Origin of the sequence: Xenorhabdus poinarii G6 (genome assembly GCF_000968175.1) — a bacterium.
Lineage (GTDB): Bacteria > Pseudomonadota > Gammaproteobacteria > Enterobacterales > Enterobacteriaceae > Xenorhabdus > Xenorhabdus poinarii.
The window spans coordinates 1,948,297-1,971,248 of sequence record NZ_FO704551.1 but is presented as its reverse complement, the minus strand read 5'-3'; the positions used below and the strand labels follow the sequence as shown (position 1 = coordinate 1,971,248).

At 45.8% G+C, this 22,952-nt stretch carries 21 protein-coding genes, 3 tRNA genes and 2 pseudogenes; 13 read left to right on the top strand and 13 right to left on the bottom strand.

The window, feature by feature from the left end:
• Positions 1 to 147 precede the first annotated feature (147 nt).
• Both XPG1_RS09125 and fliZ read left to right on the top strand, forming a co-directional pair.
• Positions 148 to 870, top strand: coding sequence for an RNA polymerase sigma factor FliA (locus XPG1_RS09125; RefSeq protein ID WP_045958800.1), 723 nt, complete (start codon positions 148 to 150; stop codon positions 868 to 870).
• A gap of 54 nt (positions 871 to 924) precedes the next feature.
• Positions 925 to 1,437 carry a flagella biosynthesis regulatory protein FliZ gene (fliZ, locus tag XPG1_RS09120; protein WP_045958799.1) on the top strand — a complete coding sequence of 171 codons (513 nt, stop codon included), beginning with the start codon at positions 925 to 927 and terminating at the stop codon, positions 1,435 to 1,437.
• Between the two features lie 134 nt (positions 1,438 to 1,571).
• Here fliZ and putA read toward each other — a convergent pair whose 3' ends face one another.
• A complete protein-coding gene (gene putA / locus XPG1_RS09115) occupies positions 1,572 to 5,552 on the bottom strand; it encodes a trifunctional transcriptional regulator/proline dehydrogenase/L-glutamate gamma-semialdehyde dehydrogenase (RefSeq protein ID WP_045958798.1) in 3,981 nt (1,326 codons plus the stop codon).
• 505 nt (positions 5,553 to 6,057) lie between these two features.
• Between putA and putP the strand changes: the two genes are divergently transcribed.
• The 11 genes from putP (at position 6,058) to XPG1_RS09060 (ending at position 14,974) form a co-directional block, all read left to right on the top strand.
• Complete coding sequence (putP, locus tag XPG1_RS09110) at positions 6,058 to 7,542, top strand: sodium/proline symporter PutP (RefSeq protein ID WP_045958797.1); 1,485 nt, start codon at positions 6,058 to 6,060, stop codon at positions 7,540 to 7,542.
• Between the two features lie 233 nt (positions 7,543 to 7,775).
• A complete protein-coding gene (gene cycA, locus XPG1_RS09105; protein WP_045958796.1) occupies positions 7,776 to 9,182 on the top strand; it encodes a D-serine/D-alanine/glycine transporter in 1,407 nt (468 codons plus the stop codon).
• A 449-nt stretch (positions 9,183 to 9,631) separates the two neighbouring features.
• Entirely contained in the window at positions 9,632 to 10,045 is a 414-nt protein-coding gene (locus XPG1_RS09100; RefSeq protein WP_045958795.1) for a hypothetical protein, read from the top strand.
• Positions 10,046 to 10,334: 289 nt separating this feature from the next.
• Positions 10,335 to 10,700 carry a hypothetical protein gene (locus tag XPG1_RS09095; RefSeq protein ID WP_045958794.1) on the top strand — a complete coding sequence of 122 codons (366 nt, stop codon included), beginning with the start codon at positions 10,335 to 10,337 and terminating at the stop codon, positions 10,698 to 10,700.
• Positions 10,700 to 11,101: a GFA family protein gene (locus XPG1_RS09090; protein ID WP_045958793.1), complete on the top strand. Its 402-nt coding sequence runs from the start codon at positions 10,700 to 10,702 to the stop codon at positions 11,099 to 11,101. Before XPG1_RS09095 ends, XPG1_RS09090 begins: the two co-directional genes overlap by 1 nt.
• Before the next feature lie 365 nt (positions 11,102 to 11,466).
• A complete protein-coding gene (uvrY, locus tag XPG1_RS09085; protein ID WP_045958792.1) occupies positions 11,467 to 12,129 on the top strand; it encodes a UvrY/SirA/GacA family response regulator transcription factor in 663 nt (220 codons plus the stop codon).
• A gap of 17 nt (positions 12,130 to 12,146) precedes the next feature.
• Positions 12,147 to 13,979 (top strand): excinuclease ABC subunit UvrC, encoded by a 1,833-nt coding sequence (uvrC, locus tag XPG1_RS09080; protein WP_045958791.1) that lies wholly within the window; start codon positions 12,147 to 12,149, stop codon positions 13,977 to 13,979.
• Between the two features lie 55 nt (positions 13,980 to 14,034).
• Positions 14,035 to 14,583, top strand: coding sequence for a CDP-diacylglycerol--glycerol-3-phosphate 3-phosphatidyltransferase (pgsA, locus tag XPG1_RS09075; protein ID WP_045958790.1), 549 nt, complete (start codon positions 14,035 to 14,037; stop codon positions 14,581 to 14,583).
• Between the two features lie 144 nt (positions 14,584 to 14,727).
• Positions 14,728 to 14,803, top strand: a tRNA-Gly gene (locus XPG1_RS09070).
• Positions 14,804 to 14,807: 4 nt separating this feature from the next.
• Positions 14,808 to 14,881: transfer RNA gene (locus tag XPG1_RS09065), tRNA-Cys, on the top strand.
• A gap of 6 nt (positions 14,882 to 14,887) precedes the next feature.
• Positions 14,888 to 14,974: transfer RNA gene (locus tag XPG1_RS09060), tRNA-Leu, on the top strand.
• Positions 14,975 to 15,107: 133 nt separating this feature from the next.
• Here the strand turns inward: XPG1_RS09060 and XPG1_RS09055 are convergent.
• From XPG1_RS09055 to XPG1_RS09005, 12 genes and pseudogenes are all read right to left on the bottom strand, one after another.
• On the bottom strand, positions 15,108 to 16,124 hold the full coding sequence (locus XPG1_RS09055; RefSeq protein WP_045958789.1) for a tyrosine-type recombinase/integrase: 1,017 nt from the start codon (positions 16,122 to 16,124) through the stop codon (positions 15,108 to 15,110).
• Positions 16,117 to 16,347, bottom strand: a complete 231-nt coding sequence (locus XPG1_RS09050; protein ID WP_045958788.1) for a DUF4224 domain-containing protein — start codon at positions 16,345 to 16,347, stop codon at positions 16,117 to 16,119. Before XPG1_RS09050 ends, XPG1_RS09055 begins: the two co-directional genes overlap by 8 nt.
• 75 nt (positions 16,348 to 16,422) lie before the next feature.
• Positions 16,423 to 16,656 carry a hypothetical protein gene (locus XPG1_RS09045; protein WP_045958787.1) on the bottom strand — a complete coding sequence of 78 codons (234 nt, stop codon included), beginning with the start codon at positions 16,654 to 16,656 and terminating at the stop codon, positions 16,423 to 16,425.
• 5 nt (positions 16,657 to 16,661) lie between these two features.
• Complete coding sequence (locus XPG1_RS09040) at positions 16,662 to 18,044, bottom strand: DEAD/DEAH box helicase (protein WP_045958786.1); 1,383 nt, start codon at positions 18,042 to 18,044, stop codon at positions 16,662 to 16,664.
• Positions 18,041 to 18,277 carry a hypothetical protein gene (locus XPG1_RS09035; protein ID WP_045958785.1) on the bottom strand — a complete coding sequence of 79 codons (237 nt, stop codon included), beginning with the start codon at positions 18,275 to 18,277 and terminating at the stop codon, positions 18,041 to 18,043. Before XPG1_RS09035 ends, XPG1_RS09040 begins: the two co-directional genes overlap by 4 nt.
• A gap of 2 nt (positions 18,278 to 18,279) precedes the next feature.
• Entirely contained in the window at positions 18,280 to 18,753 is a 474-nt protein-coding gene (locus XPG1_RS09030) for a class I SAM-dependent methyltransferase (protein WP_045958784.1), read from the bottom strand.
• 18 nt (positions 18,754 to 18,771) lie between these two features.
• Positions 18,772 to 19,773: pseudogene (locus tag XPG1_RS09025) on the bottom strand (DNA cytosine methyltransferase); the annotation flags it as partial.
• A 32-nt stretch (positions 19,774 to 19,805) separates the two neighbouring features.
• Positions 19,806 to 20,000 (bottom strand): PerC family transcriptional regulator, encoded by a 195-nt coding sequence (locus XPG1_RS09020; RefSeq protein ID WP_045958783.1) that lies wholly within the window; start codon positions 19,998 to 20,000, stop codon positions 19,806 to 19,808.
• On the bottom strand, positions 19,997 to 20,263 hold the full coding sequence (locus XPG1_RS09015) for a PDDEXK family nuclease (protein WP_045958782.1): 267 nt from the start codon (positions 20,261 to 20,263) through the stop codon (positions 19,997 to 19,999). Before XPG1_RS09015 ends, XPG1_RS09020 begins: the two co-directional genes overlap by 4 nt.
• Positions 20,214 to 20,465, bottom strand: a complete 252-nt coding sequence (locus XPG1_RS09010) for an ANR family transcriptional regulator (protein WP_045960622.1) — start codon at positions 20,463 to 20,465, stop codon at positions 20,214 to 20,216. The genes XPG1_RS09015 and XPG1_RS09010 overlap by 50 nt, the downstream gene beginning before the upstream one ends.
• A gap of 10 nt (positions 20,466 to 20,475) precedes the next feature.
• A complete protein-coding gene (locus XPG1_RS18635) occupies positions 20,476 to 20,748 on the bottom strand; it encodes a hypothetical protein (protein WP_162197111.1) in 273 nt (90 codons plus the stop codon).
• 5 nt (positions 20,749 to 20,753) lie between these two features.
• A pseudogene (locus XPG1_RS09005) lies at positions 20,754 to 22,819 on the bottom strand (DNA polymerase).
• Positions 22,820 to 22,952 lie beyond the last annotated feature (133 nt).

The following is a 22,952-nucleotide window of genomic DNA, read 5'->3' as shown; positions in this document are numbered from 1 at the left end:
AGCCTGAAACATGCAATGCATTCGGGCGAACATAAAAAATTTCGCATAGGTGAAAAAGAAGTGCTTTTACTTCACTGTTCAAACGATTGTACCGATTAGGGGATTGGATAATGGTAGCCAGTCTCTTATCCAAAGGTGTCTGTTGTTGTGAGCGATTTGTATACCGCCGAAGGCGTGATGGACAAAAATAGCCTCTGGAAGCGCTATGTACCACTGGTTCGCCATGAAGCATTGAGGCTACAGGTCAGGTTACCCGCCAGTGTCGAACTCGATGATTTGCTTCAGGCCGGTGGTATCGGCTTACTGAATGCGGTGGAGCGGTTTGATTCCTTGCAGGGAACGGCTTTTACCACCTATGCGGTGCAGCGCATCAGAGGTGCAATGTTGGATGAGTTGAGGAGTCGCGATTGGGCTCCGCGTAGTGTGCGGCGTAACGCACGTGAAGTCACGCAGACCATCCGTAAACTTGAGCAAGCGTTAGGTCGTCCGGCCAGTGAGCAGGAAGTTGCTAAAGAATTAAAGATAAATCTGATAGAATATCGGCAAATACTGTTAGATACCAATAACAGTCAACTGTTCTCTTATGACGAATGGCGCGAAATTCATGGTGAAAATTGTGAACCCGTGATGGGGGAAGAGCATGAAACCAATCCTCTCCAACAATTACTGGAAGGCGATCTTCGTCAGCGGGTCATTGAGGTGATTGAATCATTGCCTGAACGGGAAAAGGTCGTGCTGACGCTGTACTATCAGGAAGAGCTAAATCTTAAAGAGATCGGCGCAGTGCTTAATGTGGGGGAATCTCGTGTAAGCCAGCTTCACAGTCAGGCAATAAAAAGGCTGAAAGCGCGTCTGGAACCAGAAAAGTAACTTTTTGCATGTTTGTTTTTTTTTGTTAAGACTATACACAGGGCTTTATCTCTTATGTCTGTTACAACACAAAAGAAACGGCCTCTTAGCCGTTATATCAAAGACTATAAACATAGTCAGACTCATTGTCTGCACTGTCATAAAACACTTGATCGTATTTCACTTGTTTTTAATGGTCAGGTCGTCAATAAAGAAGCCATTTCTGAGATGACTGAATTGGTGGATGACAAAACCTGGAGTGAGTTACAGGGTAAATTTGTCGCGCTGTGCCGCTTTTGTAGTGAAATCTATTGCAATAGCCAGACGGATCATTTTGACATTATGGCATTTAAGCAATACCTGTTTGAGCAAACCGAAATGAGTCATAGTACTGTGCGTGAGTATGTGGTTCGTTTAAGGCGTTTAGATGAATTGCTGACATCCAGTAATTATCCGACGGGTGAGTTTAAGCCGGAAGCCATTCAGGAAAAACTCAGCGAGAAGTTATCTCAATCTGCTTTCAGTAATTACAATATTGCCCTGCGTAAATATGAGCAATATCTGAGCTGGCAGCAAAACGGTTATTGATTAACGATACCCATTATTGATTAATAATACCGATATATCATGTGATTGGGTTGAAAAGATTTCAGAGGGGAATGCGATTATTACGCATTTCCCTCTCCTTATCGGCTTTCACATCAAGTGAGGTTAAAATGAGATTAACCGATCGTCATTAAACTGGCATTACCGCCTGCGGCTGCCGTATTCACACTTAATGATCGTTCATGCAGTAACCGCTCCAGTAGTAAGTTGGTTTCACCCCGGGCAAATCCCTGAACGGAAATAATTGGCCCCTGACGTTGTGCAATCGCTTCACAGACCTGACGTAACTGATCGCCATCGCCATGATAAATAACTGCTTCTATTGCTGTCTCTTCATTCTGCCAATTGTTAACCCAACGGATATGCTGACGAATTTCAGCCGGTAACTGGCGTTGCAGCTCCTGGTGTAGTTCATCTTGTTCCCAAATAGCCTGACAGCCGACAGACAGTACCGCCGCTAATTGCACTAAGACATCTTGTTCGTTATCGGCAAGGCACAGAACATGACCGCGCGGCAAAAGGGTATAGCTATTGCGTTCTCCGGTTGGGCCGGGCAGTACGCGTACTGTTCCGCCTTGTGCCAGTAAACGGTATTCCTGAATGACCTGATGTAATGCTGCATTATTTTGCTCATTGGCCCAATCAGCCAGTTTGCAAAGCGGTGAATGTAAAGCGGTACGGACCCGGGTATCAAGCTCATATTCTGTATCCTGCCTTTCCAGTGTCTGAGCGGCGGCCTGAAGAGGGCGCTGTGACAGTAAACGATACAGATACAGTGGCCCTCCGGCTTTCGGCCCGGTGCCTGACAGACCTTCGCCCCCAAATGGCTGCACACCAACAACCGCGCCAACCATATTACGGTTGACATATAAGTTGCCGACTTTCGCTTTACTGGTGACTTGAGCAATCGTCTCATCGATGCGCGTGTGAACACCCAACGTTAAGCCATAACCCGAAGCGTTAATCTGATCCAGCAGCTTATCTAACTCACGGCGCTTGAAGCGGACGACATGCAGAACCGGGCCAAAAATTTCTTTCTGCAATTCATCAAAACTTTCCAGCTCAATCAGCGTGGGTTTAACGAAAGTGCCTTGTGATGATCCCTGGCTGTCCGCTGCATTTTCGTAGGCCGCCTGATAAATGGTTCGGCCTTTGGTGCGCATAGTTTGGATATGGCGCTCAATCCCGGCTTTGGCCTCGGCATCGATGACCGGGCCAATATCCGTCGCTAAGTGTTCAGGATTTCCCATCCGGCACTCCGCCATTGCGCCTTTTAGCATGGTCATGGTGCGTTCAGCCACATCTTCTTGAATACACAGGATGCGCAGGGCAGAGCAACGCTGACCCGCACTATCAAAGGCGGAGGCGATAACATCGGTGACAACCTGTTCCGTCAACGCGGAAGAATCGACAATCATCGCATTCAAGCCACCGGTTTCGGCGATCAGCGGTGTTGGACGCCCTTGAGCATCAAGGCGCCCGGCAATATTGCGTTGCAACAAGCTGGCAACGTCGGTAGAGCCTGTAAACATGACACCGCGTACACGTTCATCACCGATCAGGGATGCGCCCACTGTTTCGCCTTGTCCGGGCAATAATTGCAATACATCACGCGGAATACCTGCCTGATGCAACATTTTCACCGCAACGGCAGCAATCAGTGGCGTTTGTTCCGCCGGTTTTGCCAGTACACTATTGCCGGCTGCCAATGCAGCGGCGATTTGACCGGTGAAAATGGCCAGAGGAAAGTTCCACGGGCTGATACACACGACAGGCCCTAGTGGGCGATGGGTATCATTGGCGAAATCCTGACGCACTTGTGCCGCGTAATAATGGAGAAAATCCACGGTTTCACGGACTTCAGCAATGGCATTGTTGAATGTTTTACCGGCTTCACGGACCAGAATGCCGAGCAACGCTTGCAGATTATTTTCCATCAACTCTGCCGCACGCACTAAAATTGCCGCTCGTTCGGCGGGAGGGGTGGCGAACCAGATGGTACTGGCCTCTGTAGCCGTATCCAGCGCATGGCTGATTTCCGCTTCAGTGGTTTCACGGACATAACCCACGATATCGGTAGATCTGGCCGGGTTATTAACCGGCTTAGCAGCGGGCAGATCCCCGGTGGGTTGGATATTCCCCCCCAACAGCGGCTCACAGTGCCATATTTCCATTGACGAGCTGAGCAGGGCGCTGGAAAGAGAAGCCAGACGGTGCTCATTGGAAAGATCCAGCCCGGATGAGTTCACCCGGTGTTTGCCGTATAAATCACGGGGTAGCGGGATCTTCGGATGTGGCAAGCCGATTTGCCCTTCGGTCTGAGCTAATTGCTGGACGATATTGACCGGATCCGCGACCAGTTCATCAATTGGCAGGGATGTGTCTGCGATTCGGTTGACAAATGAAGTATTGGCCCCATTTTCCAGCAGACGGCGTACCAGATAAGCCAGCAGCGTTTCGTGTGTCCCCACAGGCGCGTAGATACGACATGGACGGTTGAGTTTGCCTTCTGCGATCTTACCGACAACTTGCTCATAAAGTGGCTCACCCATGCCATGCAGACACTGGAATTCATATTGCCCCGGATAGTAGTTTTGTCCGGCCAGATGATAAATGGCCGATAAGGTATGGGCGTTATGGGTTGCAAATTGGGGGTATATTAAATTAGGCACAGCAAGCAATTTGCGGGCGCAGGCGAGGTAAGAAACATCGGTATAGACTTTGCGGGTATACACCGGATAACCTTCCAGCCCATCAACCTGGGCACGTTTGATTTCGCTATCCCAATAAGCGCCTTTCACCAGACGGATCATCAAGCGGTGACGGCTGCGTTGTGCCAAATCAATGATGCTGTCAATGACAAAAGGACAACGTTTCTGGTAAGCCTGAATGACAAAACCAATGCCATTCCAGCCGGCCAGTTTGGGTTCGAAACACAGTTTTTCCAGCAAATCGAGGGAGATTTCCAGGCGATCAGCTTCTTCGGCATCAATATTAATACCGATGTCATATTGACGCGCCTGTAGCGTCAGAGCCAGCAGGCGAGGATAGAGTTCATCCATAACTCGTTCATATTGGGCACGGCTGTAACGAGGATGCAGGGCTGAAAGTTTGATGGAAATTCCCGGCCCTTCATAAATTCCCCGACCATTCGATGCTTTTCCAATAGCGTGAATCGCTTGTTGATAGGAAACCAGATAATCCTGGGCATCTTTTTCCGTCAATGCCGCTTCGCCGAGCATGTCATAGGAATAACGGAAGCCTTTTTCCTCCAGTTTGCGGGCATTGGCAAGTGCTTGCGCGATGGTTTCTCCGGTAACAAATTGTTCCCCCATTAAGCGCATGGCCATATCTACCCCTTTACGCACTAATGGCTCGCCGCTTTTGCCGATGATACGATTTAATGATTTAGATAACTTGGCTTCATTATGGGTAGACACCAGCTTGCCAGTGAACAGCAATCCCCATGTTGCCGCATTCACAAACAGGGAAGGACTCTGGCCGAGATGGGAATGCCAGTTGCCGTTACTGATTTTATCGCGGATCAACGCATCACGGGTGGCTTTATCGGGGATACGTAGCAGGGCTTCGGCAAGGCACATCAGCGCGACACCTTCCTGCGAAGAGAGTGAAAATTCTTGCAATAATCCCTGCACTAAACCTGAACGGCCCATGCCCGGTTTTTGCTGGCGCAGTTTTTCGGCGATGGCATAGGCGAGCTGATGGGTTGCTTGGGTCTGCTCTTCAGATAATTGTGCACGTTGCAGTAGCATTGGCACGGCCTGAGTTTCGGGTAGACGATAAGCCGCAGTAATTGCAGAACGTTTCACCGATTGGGGTAAAATATGTTCGGCAAAATCTAAAAATGGCTGATAAGGCACTTCTATCGGTGATTCTACTTCGGAAATCTTTTCTTCTTTGTTATCCTGACCTGCTGATATTTCTGGAATATTTTCCGCATTTTCCAGACGTTCAAGATAATTAAAAATGGCTTGTTTAATGAGCCAGTGTGGTGTGCGTTCAATGCGTTGTGCGGCCGTTTTAATTCGATTACGCGTTGCTTCATCGAGCTTCACGCCCATAGTGGTGCTACCCATTTTCACTCCTTAATAGGTACGACTAAACCAAGGAACATAACAATATCTTTCATGTTGCAACTTTGTGCAACTTTGTAAAAGCAATTGTTCTGATTTTGTGAAATTAATCTTGTTTTTATTATTTTCTTAAGAATGTAAATTTTATATATATATGATATTTATTGATTTTATTTTTATCAGGGTGTTTCGGGGTATAACTAGTTATTTAAATAAAGGTGCAACTTCTGGAAGCGTAAATGTGATTTAGTAAACGTTTTTTATAAAAAGCCAGTTAATTGGTTGTTAAAAATGTTTTAACTAAATTAGGATAGAATGTAATTTTAAAATAATTACAAGTGTAAATAGTACTTATAGAAACTAATGTCATCATCAGGCGCACTTTGTGACAGTCTGATAAAAAAGTGAGGTGTTACTTAGGCTTACTTTCAGGACAGATGACATTATTTACGCAAATAACGCATTTGCAGATACATGATTTATAAAAACACTATGGAGAAGAACCTGCATGACAGTAAATTCACCAATGCTCATTACTTTCATTATCTACATCGCCGCGATGTTGCTGATAGGATTTATCGCGTATCGCTCCACCAAAAATTTTGATGACTATATATTGGGTGGTCGACGATTAGGCAGTGTGGTAACAGCATTATCTGCTGGCGCTTCTGATATGAGTGGCTGGTTATTGATGGGGTTGCCAGGGGCAATTTTTTTCTCAGGTATATCAGAAAGCTGGATCGCGTTAGGTCTGTTGCTGGGTGCATATTTGAATTGGCGATGGGTCGCTGGCCGGTTGCGCGTGCATACTGAGGTCAATAATAACGCATTAACGTTACCAGACTATTTCACTCATCGCTTTGAAGACAAAAACAAAATTCTGCGTATTATTTCCGCACTGGTTATTCTGATTTTCTTTACGATTTATTGTGCTTCAGGTGTCGTTGCGGGTGGCTTGCTATTTGAAAATACCTTTGGTATCAGCTATGAAAAAGCGATTTGGCTTGGTGCATTAGCAACGATTGCCTACACGTTCCTTGGTGGTTTTTTAGCGGTAAGTTGGACGGACACCGTTCAGGCATCTTTGATGATCTTTGCATTGATTCTGGTACCGGTGCTTATCCTATTCAAAGTGGGTGGCCTCGATACTGCCATCAATATTATTGAAGCCAAAAATCCGGCCTATTTGGATATGTTCAAGGGGCTGAATATCATTGCGATTATTTCCCTGCTGGGCTGGGGGTTTGGTTATTTTGGCCAGCCCCATATTTTAGCACGTTTTATGGCGGCAGATTCACACCAGACGATTCACAAAGCACGCCGTATTAGTATGACGTGGATGCTGTTGTGTTTAGGCGGAACGGTTGCGGTTGGCTTCTTGGGGATTGCCTATTTTCAGTTAAATCCGGGGCAGGCGGGGGCAGTATTACAGAATCGCGAACGTATCTTTATTGAACTGGGGGTCATCTTATTCAACCCGTGGGTCACTGGTGTGTTGTTATCTGCGGTGCTGGCGGCGGTGATGAGTACGTTAAGTTGTCAGTTGTTGGTTTGCTCCAGTGCGCTGACCGAAGATTTCTATAAAGCATTTATACGAACGAAAGCCAGCCAGAAAGAATTGGTATGGGTGGGTCGTATGATGGTCTTGCTGGTGGCCATCATTGCGATTGTGATCGCAACTAACCCAAACAATAAAGTCTTGTCACTGGTCAGTAATGCCTGGGCAGGATTTGGTGCGGCGTTTGGCCCTGTAGTTCTGATCTCCGTACTCTGGAAGCGAATGACCCGCAATGGTGCATTGGCGGGCATGTTGGTGGGTGCTATCACCGTTCTGGTTTGGATGGAATTCCGTTGGTTTGCGCTTTACGAAATCATCCCCGGCTTTATTTTCGCGACAATGGCGATTATTGTGGTAAGTTTATTGGGGAAAGCCCCAAGTCAATCGGTCCAACAGCGTTTTGTTGACGCCGAAGCGCATTATAAGACCAAATAATTTAATAAATTAACAAGCCTCTGATCCTCAGGGGCTTGTCAGTTGAGTCCATATACCGTCAATCCTGTCTGGTGAACGGCTGTCACAAAAGCCGGGTGTTTCTCTTTTGTCTAAACTTGCCCCTGAATTTTTGAAATCCTTCTGTTAATACCGTAGTTGTCTATGTCACAATGTTCTCTTAAGCACAGCTTGAGGTATTAAGGCCATGCTGTGAGAATAAATTGGATATAACTATGGAAGAAAAAATACAACCCACTCATACGCCTGAAGCTGAAGATTCACACTTGCAGCGGGGACTCACCAATCGACATATACAGCTAATCGCCATTGGCGGTGCTATTGGGACTGGCCTGTTTATGGGATCAGGCAAAACTATTTCTCTGGCAGGGCCATCGATCATATTTGTTTATATGATCATCGGATTTATGCTGTTTTTCGTTATGCGGGCAATGGGAGAGTTATTACTTTCTAATTTGCACTATAAGTCGTTTAGTGATTTTTCCGCTGATTTACTGGGGCCGTGGGCGGGTTTTTTTGTGGGCTGGACATATTGGTTCTGTTGGGTGATTACGGGTATCGCAGATATTGTGGCTATCACGGCTTATGTCGGATACTGGGTACCTCACTTTCCAGAATGGGGAACCTCACTGCTGTGCATTCTGGTTCTGTTAACACTCAATCTTGCGACAGTAAAACTGTTTGGGGAACTGGAGTTCTGGTTTGCCATCATTAAAATTATTGCGATTGTCGCCCTGATTGTCACGGGGGGATGTCTGATTGGCATCCATTTTCAATCTCCGGGCGGACACGTTGCTGCACTTTCTAATGTCTGGAATGATGGCGGTATGTTCCCCATGGGATTAAGTGGCTTTTTTGCCGGATTCCAGATAGCGATATTTGCGTTTGTCGGGATTGAACTCGTGGGAACGGCAGCGGCAGAAACCAAAAACCCCTTGAAATCTTTACCAAAAGCCATTAATGCTATTCCCATTCGTATTATTACATTTTATGTTTTGGCGCTGATTGTGATCATGTCAGTGACGCCGTGGCGAACTATCATTGCGGATAAAAGCCCTTTTGTCGAGTTATTCATTTTGATCGGCTTACCGGCTGCTGCCAGCATTGTGAATTTTGTGGTGCTGACTTCTGCCGCATCTTCGGCAAACAGCGGTGTGTTTTCGACCAGTCGGATGTTGTTTGGCTTATCGAAAGAGGGCGATGCACCAAAACAGTTTAGTCGCCTTTCTCGCCGTTCAGTTCCGGCATCGGGGTTAATTTTTACGTGTTTGTGTCTCTCTTGTGGGGTCATTTTGATCTATTTGATCCCTGATGTGATGCGGGTTTTTACTCTAGTAACCACTGTTTCTGCTATTTTGTTTATGTTTATTTGGAGCATGATTTTGTGTTCCTATCTGGTGTATAGAAAACGTCGTCCGGCGTTACATCAGGCTTCGACGTACAAAATGCCATTCAGTAATGTGATGCCTTGGGTATGTCTGGCTTTTTTTGCGTTTGTTTTGCTACTGCTTTCTTTGCAGCCGGATACTCGTCAAGCCTTAATCGCGACACCCGCTTGGTTTATTATTTTGGCGATTGGGTTTCAGGTTGTGAAAAGACGTAAAGCGCGTCTTACTGAGTGAGCTCATACACACCCGGTGAATTAAATATCAATGGCTCAGATTCTGGGCCATTTTTTTTATTCCCGTACCTCGCAACGTCCATGTCTTTCGCGTGCAATGTAGCGGGAACGCTTAAAACGGCATTAAAGAGCTTGGTAATATTGTGGTGTGATGGGGATAGGTTGATTTCTGAGGATTAATTATTTTATTGTGGTTGGCGATAAAATCATATTCTTTTGTGATAGGAACTGAGAAATGGCAATATTATTCAGCAGAGGTTATTTATCTTGCAGTACATAAAGCCAGTGATTATATGATTAAAAAAATTAATATTTTTTATGATTATTTCGCCATTATGGTTTTTTAATAGGATGATTTATTCGGTCAGTTTAATTTATTGCGCCAGGATGCCTGTTTTTAGTATTATAAAAAAATGGATTTTGTAATAATTTTTCTTTCATGGAATGTATATGAATAAAATTTGTGCGTTATTATTCTTTGCCGTTATGCTTTGTAGCGGCTGTGCGACTATTGTTGGTGAAAAAACTCAGCTTGTCCGAGTGAATAGCCAACCTTCTGGCGCAGAATTTTCAATTAAAGATGAAGATGGCAAAGTCGTTGCACAGGGTAAGACGCCACACAGTGTTATGCTTGCCAAATCGAATGGTAGTTATTTCGGTGGTAAACATTATCAGATTACTTTTGCAAAAGAACATTTCCAACCAGTCACGCTGCCATTGATTTCAAAAGCCAATGGCTGGTATGTGGGAGGAAATTTCATTTTTGGTGGTTTGATTGGTTGGTTGATTGTTGATCCATTTAATGGTGGTATGTATACATTGCATCCAAAAGAAGCAGACGCCACATTGCCTGAAGCTAAATAGTTTCCAATCAGTGACCCTATCATTGTTGATGGGGTTTCTTAATTAAAATAAAAAGCGTTGTGGATTCGTCATCTCAATATAACGTTGTTAACCCTGATATATTTGCAATATCTATCTGATATTTTCCCCCGAGCAACGACTTCTATACGTTCTAAAATTCAGGATAGTCCGCTTTAAAGAAAAAAGGGATGACTACCTGGTTGATGGCGTGATATTGAGCGATCATTGATAAAAAATAAAACTTAACATACCATCAATAGAGTAACTAATTTATTAGTGGAGATTGGGTATGGAAAAATTTACTGATAAATTAATTAGCCTTGATCGCTTTATTTTACGTATATTGCGCTTTCTCTTGCATGCATTCATTATCTTTCTGATCGGTATTATTCCTGGCGTACTGGGGTTTTTCTTGATCGAAAGCCATGCTATTCCTGATGCTATACTGAATTCTGTGTCAATGATTGGAACACAAAACCTGCATATTGAACCGGTCAGTATGCTGGGAAAATATTTTGCGGCTATTTATGGATTATTCCTTCAGGCGATATTTTTTATCGCTGTAGGGATGGTTGTAACCCCTTTTGTTCATCGAATATTGCACAATTGGCATATTGATGATGATGAAGAGGATAACGAAGACGAGGTGAAATGATGAATCAAGGTCGTTGTTTATGTGGTGCGGTGGGATTCATAACCAGTCAAAGTATTGAAGAAATTAATGTATGCCATTGTAAAACATGTCAAAAATGGGGCGGAGGGCCATTTTTAGCCGTAGACTGTCAGGATGATCTGAAAATAGAGGGGGCTGAATTTATTTCAACATATGCCTCATCCGAATGGGCAGAGCGCGCGTTCTGTAAAAAATGTGGCACCCATCTTTTTTACCATTTACATCATCCTAGTACTTACTATCTCCCAATTGCTTTGTTTGATCATAATCAAAAAAGTAAATTATCTCGTCAGATTTATGTGGACAGTAAACCCGCATATTATAATTTTGTTGAAGACACCCCCATGCTGACTCAAGAAGATCTGCTTAACTTATTTAAATAGTTGCTGCAATATGCGAGTAACATGTCTCTCATATTGTTTCAGATTAAAAGAGATTGGTATGGATAACAAAAGCCTATGCTGTTTGAGATAATATTAAATGGAATTTTTGGGCGACATATTTAATAATAGGAAATAATTAAGTTTATTTATTATGTTGATATGTAACAATTTTCTTTCTGTTTGACATTAATGTTTGTATAATCGGTTACCTCACCCAAGAATTTTTGATCTCACTCAAAAGAGAATGTTGTCTTCTTTCAATTTATCTTATGAAATTATAAAGATAAACTCAGCGTATCCGCTTGGCTTTGGCGCTTATTAATTTATCATTATTTGAGTGAGTATGACGTTAGTGGAGATGTTGTTTGATTAGTGTTTTGTTAGTTGATGACCATGAACTGGTTCGCATTGGCGTGAAAGGCATCCTGGATAATGTAAAGGGAATTAAAGTCGTAGGAGAAGCCAGTAGTGGAGAAGATGCGGTCAGATGGTGTAGATCAAACAACACGGATGTTGTCATTATGGATATGGGAATGCCAGGCATAGGAGGGCTGGAAGCCGCTAAAAAAATCATCCGTTATTCACCGGACACGCGGGTGATTATGCTGACTATCCATACTGAAAGTTCTTTATCAACGAAAGTGATGCAGGCAGGGATCAGGGGGTATTTAAGCAAAGCTTCAACACCTCAGGAGATGATTAACGCCATTCGGGTTGTTTATGCCGGGCAACGTTATATTTCTCCTGATATTGCTCAGCAGATGGCACTCGATCAGTTATCTCCCTCAAAAGAAAACCCGTTGGATCAACTTTCGGAGCGGGAATTACAGATCATGACAATGATAACTCAGGGGCGTAAAGTTAATGAGATTTCTGTCTTACTGAATCTGAGTCCAAAAACAGTGAATAGCTACCGTTATAGGATGTTCAGTAAACTCAATATCAACGGTGATGTAGAATTGACTCATATGGCGATACGCTGTGGATTACTTGACGCGCAGAATATGGCCACTCGCTGTGAGTCATAAAACGTGGGTGATAAATTGTGGCGGCGCTATTTAATTATCAGGCATTTTTAAAAACCGTTACCCGCCAGCCGGGTGTCTACCGCATGTACGATACGACTGGTACGGTGCTTTATGTGGGGAAAGCCAAGGATCTAAAAAAAAGGTTATCTAGCTATTTTCGGGGGCAAGTCAGTAGCCGCAAAACGGAATCTCTGGTGAAAAATATTGCGCAGATAGATGTCACCGTTACTCACACGGAAACAGAGGCGCTTCTGCTCGAACATAACTACATTAAGCGCTATCAGCCACGTTACAATGTCTTGTTGAGAGACGATAAATCGTATCCCTACATTTTTCTGAGTCAGGATATCCACCCTCGTCTAAGCGTATATCGTGGAACCAAACATGCGAAGGGCGAATATTTCGGCCCATTTCCCAATTCTCATGCAGTACGTGACACGTTGGCTTTATTACAGAAACTATTTCCTATTCGCCAATGTGAAGACAGTGTCTATCGCAATCGTTCCAGACCGTGTTTGCAATATCAGATAGGGCGCTGCCTTGCGCCTTGCGTTAAAGGTCTTGTCACAGATGAAGATTATCAGCAACAAGTCGAATATGTTCGTCTGTTTTTGATGGGAAAAGATCAGCAAGTTCTGGCGGGATTAGTGAAGAAAATGGAAAACGCAAGTCAACAGCAGAAGTTTGAAGAGGCTGCTCGCTATCGTGATCAAATCCAGGCAGTACGGCAAGTGACTGAGCGGCAATTTGTTTTCGGCGACGGCGATGATCTGGATGTGATCAGTGTCGCTTTTGAAGCGGGGATAGCTTGTGTGCATGTCTTATTTATCCGTCAGGGGAAAATATTGGGTAGTCGAAGCTACTATCCTAAAATTCCGGCGGATACACAATTAGATGAAGTAGTACAAACTTTTCTTGGTCAATTCTATCTTCAAGGCAGCCAAAACAGGGCACTGCCGACAGAAATTTTGTTAGATTTCGCCTTACCTGAAAAGGTGTTGTTGGAAGCATCACTTTCTGAATTATCGGGCAGAAAAATTCCTATCCAGGCACGACCAAGAGGCGATAGGGCACGTTACCTAAAATTAGCGCGTACTAATGCATCAACCGCTTTGCTCACAAAACTTTCCCAACAAGCAACCATTCACCAGCGATTAGAATCACTGGCTACTTTGATGGGACTTAAAAAAATTCAACGTATGGAATGTTTTGACATTAGCCATACGATGGGGGAGCAGACCGTTGCATCTTGCGTGGTTTTTGACGGTAATGGCCCGGTTCGGGCAGAGTATCGCCGCTATAACATTGCGGGCATTACGCCGGGAGATGATTACGCTGCGATGAACCAAGTTTTACGCCGTCGATATAGTAAAGCGATTGATCAGACGAAAATTCCAGATATTATCTTTATTGATGGGGGCAAAGGCCAACTTGGCCGTGCGCTTGAGGTTTTTGCTTCGCTGGAAGTTGAATGGAATAAAAATCAGCCCAAATTAATTGGCGTCGCAAAAGGCAGTGATCGTAAGGCGGGATTAGAGACATTGTTTTTTGAAGCAGAAGGAGAAGGCATGGCACTGCCTCCTGATTCACCTGCGTTACACGTTATTCAACATATTCGTGATGAATCTCATAACCATGCCATTACCGGGCATCGTCAGCGTCGAGAAAAAGTGAAAAAAACCAGTATACTGGAATCGATAGACGGTATTGGGCCGAAACGTAGACAAATGTTATTGAAATATATGGGTGGATTACAACCTTTGCGCAATGCAAGTGTAGAGGAGATCGCAAAAGTGCCTTCTATTTCTTATGCACTGGCAGAAAAAATCTATAATGCATTGAAACACTAAGAGTATTGATGCACCATACTAATAAACTTTACATGGCCAGATAGTTACTAGCATTATGCAATTAAATATTCCAACATGGCTTACTCTGTTCCGTATTGCCTTGATCCCATTTTTTGTATTGGCATTTTACCTGCCATTCCAATGGTCACCGATGTTGTGTGCCAGCATTTTCGTTATCGCTGCTGCAACAGACTGGTTTGATGGTTTTCTTGCCCGTTTGTGGAAACAGACAACGCGTTTTGGTGCATTTCTTGATCCGGTGGCGGATAAAGTGATGGTTGCTACTGCGCTGGTACTGATTGCAGAACACTATCACACATGGTGGATCACTTTGCCTACCGCGACGATGATTGCACGAGAGATTATCATATCCTCTCTGCGCGAGTGGATGGCGGAGTTGGGAAAACGCAGTAATGTAGCCGTTTCCTGGATGGGAAAAATAAAAACAACAGCACAAATGGCGGCATTGGTTGCTTTATTATGGCGCCCTTGTATTGAATTTGAAGTGGGGGGGGTTATCTTACTCTATGCTGCTGCGGTCTTGACGTTTTGGTCAATGTTTCAATATTTGAGCACTGCGTGGGTTGATTTGCGCGAAGGATGATCGAAGTGGCGCAAAAATCATCGAACGAACGCATTTCATCAATAATTGTGTTGACTCATTTCGTGAAGTAAGTAGAATGCAACGCATCGAACGGCACATGAGGTTTACGAAACAAATTAAGTAAATCAAGCAGTTCGAAGAAGGGCGGGAATAGCTCAGTTGGTAGAGCACGACCTTGCCAAGGTCGGGGTCGCGAGTTCGAGTCTCGTTTCCCGCTCCAAAAAGGCGCGTTGGCAGAGTGGCCATGCAGCGGATTGCAAATCCGTCAACCTCGGTTCGACTCCGGGACGCGCCTCCAAATTTAGCCCAGGTGGTGAAATCGGTAGACACAAGGGATTTAAAATCCCTCGGCCTTAAGGCTGTGCGGGTTCAAGTCCCGCCCTGGGCACCATATAAAATTCACTGATAATACAGTGAGTTAGGGAATAAAAAGAGCCACCTTGCGGTGGCTTTTTTCTTTGACGAAAATCACATTTCACTATTTGTTCACTATATTTTTTCACTATATTTTTTAGTTCCCGCGTTTACTTTTTCTGACCCCCGACAACCGGGACGATATTCACTTTTCGATCATATCTCGCCGTCTGGGTAATATTTCTATGACCCGATATTTGTTGTTTTTCCGATAACGAGCCATCCAGGTCTGAAACGCCTTTTGCCTTCAAATCATGAAACGTAAAGTTAAAGTCCAGTTCTGGAAAGGTGTTTTTCGCTATATCTTTCGCTTTCTGCCAGCGGCTGTTAAATCCGTCACGGGTATATCTGGAACCGCTACGTTGGTGGAGTACGTAGATACTGCTAACGCCTGTATCAATCGGCAATGTTTGGCTCAAAGCCACGGCGTTATCTAACCGGTTCGTCCATGCCTTTATTTGAGCAACGCCGGTTTTACCCTGTTTGATGAAGATGCCCGCGTCTTGTACCTGCGCAAAGGTAAGAGACAGAACATCCGCTTGCCGCGCCAGGCACAGATACGCCAGTTCCATAGCAATCTGAACTATCGTGGGGGATACAGAATAGAGGGCATTATATTCTGCATCGGTGATATACCGTTCCCGCGCTTTTTCTTTGAACTGCCGCACCCCTTTACAGGGGTTGCTATGCACTATTCCTCTCTCATATCCCCATCCAAAAACACGAGATAAGAAATTTTTCTCTCTATTGGCCTGTGTTTTTGCTTTTGATCCGCGTTTATCCATGTACTGACGAACATGTTGCGGTTTGATATTATCCGGTAGCATTTTGCCAAATACAGAGAGTATTTTATTGGCGTATTTTCGATAATCTTTTTGGGTTTCGGTGGCTAATACGGAAAAATCGGCGGACAGAAAAAATTCCTGAATCAGTCCATTTAAATTGTTTTCACTCTTCTGATCAGCGATCATTTTTTCATACGCAACCCAAACTTCCGCTTGTGTCGCTGAAAAATCACATAAACGGACGGTTCGATTGTCATATGTTTGAAACTCATACGCAGAGCGCCCCCGCCGAACGCGCGGAGGCATCCAATTATCTGCGGGGTTCATGCGTTTCCTACCCATCTAACGCTCCAAAATTTGGTTCTTGGGGGACGGGCGCATAATTTCTAACCCGCTGTGATATGGGATTGTTAAAATGCTCCCATGTGGTTCTAGGTTTCCCGTCCCGCCGGGTGATAAAAAATATACCGGCGTCTTTGAGTATTTCGCACTGCTTGGACGGGATTTGATAGCCCGTCAGTTCGGCAATATCAGCGTCGCTAATGATGCCGGTTTTTACACCCATATTTGACCTCGATTATCAATTAACCGTTCGGGGTAAACATCACCGTTATATAAACGATGTTAAATATTTACCTCTTTAAAACATGTTTTGAAAACTGATTGGCTCTCCCCCAACAACGCTATTAACACTAACGTACTGCATAGCCATTTTGTAAATATCAATGAAGGTATAATCTTTTCCGGGAGTTGCCCCGGCTTCCAGCATAGATTCTTCAATATTTAAAGCTATCAGTCTTAGGTAGTCCTTAATATTCGGCTGTCCCAGACTGACTGAGTTTTCACCACAAGGGGTAATTAATCTCGCGTTCATATTTCTCACTTCCTCTTCATTGCTTCCAGTAAAATGTCCTGAACTTCCCGCTTAGAATTACGTCGTTCCATGACCATTTCGTCCATGGTGTTAGCAGCGATAATGTGGTGGATGAAGACCGGACGGTGATAACCGGCTTGTGCCTGTCGGGTAGGGCCGATACGTTCAATGATTTGCTGGTACTGCTCCAGATCCCACCAATGCGAAAAAAATACCAGAATATTTCCGCCGTCCTGTAAGTTCAGGCCGTGCCCGGCGCTGGCGGGGTGTGAGAACAAAACGGGGATTTTTCCGGCATTCCAGTCGCGTATCGTCTGAGGGTCTGAGTCTAGATGCCGCCCCTTTGGGAATGCCTGTAGTAGTCGCTCCAGATCATGTTTCCAATGATAGGCCACCAGCACGGGCATTCCGCCCGATTCGGCGAGGATGCTGTCCAGTGCCTGTAATTTAGCGTCGTGTAATTCCTGCCATGTGCCGTTCTCGTCGGTGTACAAAGCGCCGCTGGCGATCTGTAAACACTTAACCGTCTTGGCTGCAGCATTAGGGGCTTCAACACCGACCCCCTCCAGTTCCAGAAACATTTCTTTTTCCATCGCCGTATACTGCTGGCGAACTTTGGGCGGCATATCAACACGAATAATATTGGGTATAGGTTCTTCAATGTCGAACCAGTCCGCCGCGTCTAATGAGATAGTGACATCGTTCAAGGCCCGCTGGATTTGCGCCTGAGCGAAGTCCTTGGGTTTTAAATCCGGCCAGTGTTGACCAGGCCGCTGGAAATTATCAAACCAGCGGCTGGTGAATGCCCCGAACGTCCGACCTAACCGCTCGCCCTGATCGACGAACCACGCTTGCCCCCATAAATCCAGTAATCCGTTAGGGGCAGGCGTGCCGGTGAGATTAGCCCAACGCTTGACATGTTTGTGAGCAACTTTTGCCAGCGCCGCCGCTCGTTTCCCTCCTCTGCGTAATCGGAACGATTTTAACCGGGTGCTCTCGTCAGCGATGATGGTGGCGAACGGCCATTTATCCCCCAACGTTTCCACCAGCCAGACGAGGTTGTCATAGTTAGTGGTAAAGACACTGGCATTGGTATTTTTGAGCGCGTCCTTGCGCTCTTTGACACTACCCACTATGGGCTGTACGTCGATATTATTCAGATGATCCCATTTATTCGCCTCATCGGGCCATGTGGAGCGAGCCACCCGCAGGGGCGCTAATACCAGAGTGGGTTGTGTCTCATTGCCGGCCATATAGAGATCGTTCATGGCTGTTAGCGTAGCTACGGTTTTGCCCATGCCCATGCCCGCCCATATATTTGAGCGGGGGATATCGAGCTGGTGGTTGATAATGAGGTTTTGATAGGGGCGGGGGGTGAATGGTTTCATGCGGAATGCCCCCTGATTTTATAAACTGAATTTTTGGTTCTTATATATCCATCTGTTTTGTAGGTTTTATGATTTAATACCGGTGATGTCATTATTTCCACCCCATCATCAAATCGTTTACGACGGTCATTGAATATTTTCCCAAATGCTACCCCGCTATCATTACTCTCTGCGAAATCCGTTAATTCTATTTCCGCGGTATATGTTGGCGAATTATTTTTGTTGGTCGTCATTACTAGCCTCTCTTATAAAATGTCATCCAGTGAGTGTATCCTTGTTTGCCAGATATATGACCGATAACAGGCTGAATATCTATCAGTGCCAATATTTCACTGGTTTTAATTTGCGTTTCATTCCATTTAAAAATCAGCGTCCCCGTTGGACGTAGTACCCTGAATGCCTCCCTAAATCCCCGTGATAAATCATCGCGCCATGTTGTTTTATCCAATGCGCCGTATTTCTTGCGCTGCCAGCCATTTTTACCCGCGCGAATGAGATGTGGTGGATCAAATACTACCAAATTAAACGCCTCATTTTCGAATGGCAGGTTTCTAAAATCAGCTATTAAATCAGGATTGATTTTTAATTTCCTGCCATCACATAAAATATATTGCTCTCTACGAATGTCACAAAATAAAACATCCGGATTGGATTTGTCGAAATAAAACATTCTGGAGCCACAACACATATCCAAAATGGGTTTATCCATTACTTACTCCTGCATTAAAATTCGTTTTCCAATCCATGCCATCACAGGCACAGCCATTGAGTTGCCGATTGCCCGGTAACGATGGCCGTCGGGACAATCTGAGGCGGATTTACCATTCCAGGGGATTTGTGTGTGATTATCAGGAAAACCCTGTAACCGCTCGCACTCCACAGGGGTTAAACGGCGCACTGCACCGCGTGTTGTTATCAGATCAGCGGCGCTTTTATCATCCCGTGAGCGCAACGTTGACGAAATATCATCTGTTCGGTACTCCCCGAACGAAACCAACCGGTAAATGTTTAACTCCCCGTGACTACCGATAACAGCGCGGACTCCAGCATGGATGGTAATTGTTTCCCCCGCCGTTCTGCCCGGCGGAGTATTCCTGCACAGGCTGTCTGGCTCAAAAAGTACCGTGGCGGGACAGAAGTCTGTTCGAGCACTTGCGACAACAAACACACGGCGGCGTCGTTGGGCCACTCCGAAATATTGAGCGTCGAGAATTCGCCAGGCGATGGCTCTTTGGGGGCCAGACACATAACCCGCGTTCGTCCACCGTTTCCCTGACGGCTGCAACGGTTCGTTTTCACCGGCCAGCCCTGCCAGCAGGTGGCCAAATGCGTTGTCTCTGCTGGACAGGGTGCCGGGGACATTTTCCCAGACGATAATGGCGGGCGGTTTTCCATTTGCTGCTCTGACTGAATCAATGACATTGGCCAACTCCACGAATGATAGTGTTAATTTCCCCCTTTCATCGCCCAGCCCATTGCGTAAACCTGCAATGCTGAACGCCTGACAGGGTGTGCCGCCGACCAAAATATCCGGTGCCTCAACCTGATTTTCGGCAATCAGGGTGGGGATTTGGGTCATATCCCCCAGATTGCGGACAGACGGCCAGTGATGGCGCAGTACCTCACTGGGAAATTTTTCGATTTCACTGAACCATGCTGGCGACAGTCCCAGTGGTTCCCATGCCACACTGGCCGCGTCAATGCCGGAACAAACCGAACCGAAACGCATCATACTTAATATGGGTTTATCCATTGTTTTTCTCACAACATATTTTCGGGTATTTTAATTGCAGAAATTCGAATGCAGCGTTTATTACCTAATAGCGCTTCTTTTTCATCTTTATTAGATTTCGCGGCTAAAAATGCTTTGTTGTATATTTCCGCTGCCCGACGTGGGAGGCCTTTTTTTTCTAGCTCAGAGGCTTTTTTCATTAATGTACTAAATTCTTGCGTCATAATATTTCTTCCACATTCTTATTATCCAAAACCACGACTTCGCAACCTAATGCACGTAACCTTTCATGTTCGCGTATTTGGTCGGGTCGGGGTTTTTCACCGGGTGCTTTGCATTCAACAAAAACCACGCGCCCACCGGGTAATACACAAATTCGGTCAGGGACAGAACGGCGACCGGGGGAAACAAATTTGTAGGCAATTCCCCCAGCTTTTTTAATTTCTTTGACTAAGTGATTTTCGATTACACTTTCTCGAATGTTCATTGATATATTTATCCCGTTCAATTTGTTTTAAACAAAAATCAGAACGTATTTCCGCCCATTCAATATTTACGGTATTACGTGAATGTCGGGCGGCTTTATTCCAAACTTTCGATGCCCGTAAATAATCGCCCTTGCGTTCAATTTGCGCAGCTTCGCGCGCAGTGCGAAAATATAACGGGCTGTCTCGGTATTTAAATGACATAGAGCGAGCCTTACTTAAGAGAGCAATTGCAACTTCCACAAAACGCCAGCGTGAGCGGCGACGGGTCATCAGGGTGGGCAATATTGAGAGCGTGATATATTTTCTTCCGGTAGGCGATTGAGTAACCACCATCGTCATTAACCTGTATTAATTTTCCTGTTACTGAGCGGGAATTAAACGAGAATCCATTGCGTGTAGTGGTTAGGGTAAAACAGCATTTTTCGCCAACAGCGACAGGTTTAGGTTCACCGTAATAGCCGAGGCATGTTTTACAACGTTCCATAATTATTAATCCTTCTTATATCGGTACGCCTCAAACCCGCCGGCACTCAGAGGTAAATCCGGTGCCCAGTCGGGATTAGTGGCGAGTAGTGTGCTGAGATGTTCATGGGAGTAATTGAGTGTGTCCGGTGCCTCAGTCAAAACCTCATCATGCACCGTTAACACAATGTCATACCCCGCTTCTTCTATACGTGGCATGTTCCCCGCCAGCACATCGCGGGCGGCGGCTTGGGTGACGTTTTCGACCAGTTTTCCGCCGTAGGTTTTGAGCCGTTGCCATTTACGGCTGTAGGGGTTGGTCCCCATATAACTGATCTGCCCGTCATCGACACGCGGGGCGGGGTAGCAGACTGCACGCCCGGACGGTAAAACCACTCGGAGCCAAGCACCGTCGCGGCGTATTCTGAGTTTCCGGCAGGTGATAGTAACATTGGATGAGCTGATGGCCCGCTTTACTGCCTCTTCCAGTTCATACCAGAATGACACGGTCTTAGGGTGGGCGTTGCGCCACATGCGTTTGAGTGAATCACAGGTGATAAAAACCCGTTCGCTCAGTCCGTGGGTTTGTTTCTGTTCAACTGATTTTTTGTACCAGCTCATGGCGTCCCGCTGGACGGAGGCGGGTATGTTGGGTAACGCCGCTGCGGCGAGTGCGTCCAGATCCATATTGTAGGTCAACGCGAACGTCAAAAAAGCAGAAACACCGCCGCCATAACCCAATCCGAGTTCCATGACCTTACCGATCTGACGCTGATCTTTTGTCACCTCGTCAGGCTGGATGTTGAATGCACGGGCATAGGCCAGTTTGTAGAGGTCTGCACCGATACCCTTATCGAATTCACTGAATGCGGTGATTTTCCAGTGTTCCCCTGCCAGCCATGCCAGCATGCGCCCTTCGATGTTGGACAGGTCAGACACCACCAATTTTTTACCCGCCGGCGCGATGATAACGCCACGGACTGCCGAGCTGGTTAACTGCATGATGTCGTCATAGAGCAGGTCGGCACAGCCCGCTTTCAATGCCTCGATACCGGTGTCGATCACATCTTGGGGTAGTGTGGGGCGGGGTAGGTTTTGCGGCTGAAACAGGCGGCCCGCCCACCGTCCGGTACGGGATGCGCCACAAAATTGCAGGGTTCCCCGTAAACGCCCGTCCGCGTTAACGCCATTCATCAGCGCCTTGTACTTACTGGTGCTGGTGGTACTGGATTGTAACCGGATAGCTAACAGTTCACGCAACGCCGATGGGATACCCGGGTCCGCTATTCGGCGCTCCAGTGTGCTTTTTTGCAAATCGGGCAGGGTGACATCGAACGCGGAGGCGATATGTCGCAGCATCGCATCGCATCGCGTTGCGTGGCGGCCTGAACCTCACCCTCGGTCATTTCCTGCGTACGCGTTGCCAATCGCTGCTGTTCTTGCTCTACCGCATCAATCGCGGATTTCGCCAGCTCAATATCCATGCACACACCACGATCATTAATTTGTTGGTCACGGTGCCAGAGCGCCAGTTCAGCCCCCTGATAGTTCCATTTGGGCAGGCGCGTATGCACCGCGCGCATGGCCTCAATATCCAACCCGGCATACGCAACAAAACGCGCCCATTCGTCAGGGTGTGTTTGGCGGGTGGCTCGTCTTATTTTGCTGGTTTTCGGGCGGGGTTTACAGAAGAGTTGAATGAGCGACTTACCGTCTTTATCTTTCGCTTTGTCCGCGGGAATGCCTAAAACGTCACATAACGCACCTAACGCCCCCGGTAAACCGTGAGCCAGCGCTTGCACCATCGTGTCGCGTCAGCGGGAAATATCCGTTTTATACCCCGTGTGGTTCAGTACCGTTCGGTCGAAGTGGCTGTTATGGGCGAACAAAATAACGTTCGGGTCAAATAAACGGTTACGTAATTCGGTTGGTATGGGAATATTGCTGGTAATATCCCATACCTGAACCGGGTTATTGTTAACCGCCCAGGCAAACAACATAATTTCGGCATGTTCGGCGTAGGCGTGAGTACCGTTTCTAATCGGGATCTCACTATAGGTTTCGAGGTCGAGCCAGAGTGTTGTATTATTCATAATAATTTGTTTTAAATTGGTGAGGGATACATGGGAAGTTCTAAAATTAGTATTAAGAATTTAGTTATCGCCATTAGTGTTATGGCAATTTTTTTGCTGCGGGATATGGTCTTGTAAATGATAAAGCAAAAGA

Bases quoted from the DNA above. Each gene is read 5' to 3' on its own strand.
- fliZ (WP_045958799.1), top strand. From the start codon at position 925: ATGTCTGTTACAACACAAAAGAAACGGCCTCTTAGCCGTTATATCAAA.
- putA (WP_045958798.1), bottom strand. From the start codon at position 5,552: ATGGGTAGCACCACTATGGGCGTGAAGCTCGATGAAGCAACGCGTAAT.
- putP (WP_045958797.1), top strand. From the start codon at position 6,058: ATGACAGTAAATTCACCAATGCTCATTACTTTCATTATCTACATCGCC.
- cycA (WP_045958796.1), top strand. From the start codon at position 7,776: ATGGAAGAAAAAATACAACCCACTCATACGCCTGAAGCTGAAGATTCA.
- XPG1_RS09100 (WP_045958795.1), top strand. From the start codon at position 9,632: ATGAATAAAATTTGTGCGTTATTATTCTTTGCCGTTATGCTTTGTAGC.
- XPG1_RS09095 (WP_045958794.1), top strand. From the start codon at position 10,335: ATGGAAAAATTTACTGATAAATTAATTAGCCTTGATCGCTTTATTTTA.
- XPG1_RS09090 (WP_045958793.1), top strand. From the start codon at position 10,700: ATGAATCAAGGTCGTTGTTTATGTGGTGCGGTGGGATTCATAACCAGT.
- pgsA (WP_045958790.1), top strand. From the start codon at position 14,035: ATGCAATTAAATATTCCAACATGGCTTACTCTGTTCCGTATTGCCTTG.
- XPG1_RS09055 (WP_045958789.1), bottom strand. From the start codon at position 16,124: ATGGGTAGGAAACGCATGAACCCCGCAGATAATTGGATGCCTCCGCGC.
- XPG1_RS09050 (WP_045958788.1), bottom strand. From the start codon at position 16,347: ATGGGTGTAAAAACCGGCATCATTAGCGACGCTGATATTGCCGAACTG.
- XPG1_RS09045 (WP_045958787.1), bottom strand. From the start codon at position 16,656: ATGAACGCGAGATTAATTACCCCTTGTGGTGAAAACTCAGTCAGTCTG.
- XPG1_RS09040 (WP_045958786.1), bottom strand. From the start codon at position 18,044: ATGAAACCATTCACCCCCCGCCCCTATCAAAACCTCATTATCAACCAC.
- XPG1_RS09035 (WP_045958785.1), bottom strand. From the start codon at position 18,277: ATGACGACCAACAAAAATAATTCGCCAACATATACCGCGGAAATAGAA.
- XPG1_RS09030 (WP_045958784.1), bottom strand. From the start codon at position 18,753: ATGGATAAACCCATTTTGGATATGTGTTGTGGCTCCAGAATGTTTTAT.
- XPG1_RS09020 (WP_045958783.1), bottom strand. From the start codon at position 20,000: ATGACGCAAGAATTTAGTACATTAATGAAAAAAGCCTCTGAGCTAGAA.
- XPG1_RS09015 (WP_045958782.1), bottom strand. From the start codon at position 20,263: ATGAACATTCGAGAAAGTGTAATCGAAAATCACTTAGTCAAAGAAATT.
- XPG1_RS09010 (WP_045960622.1), bottom strand. From the start codon at position 20,465: ATGTCATTTAAATACCGAGACAGCCCGTTATATTTTCGCACTGCGCGC.
- XPG1_RS18635 (WP_162197111.1), bottom strand. From the start codon at position 20,748: ATGGAACGTTGTAAAACATGCCTCGGCTATTACGGTGAACCTAAACCT.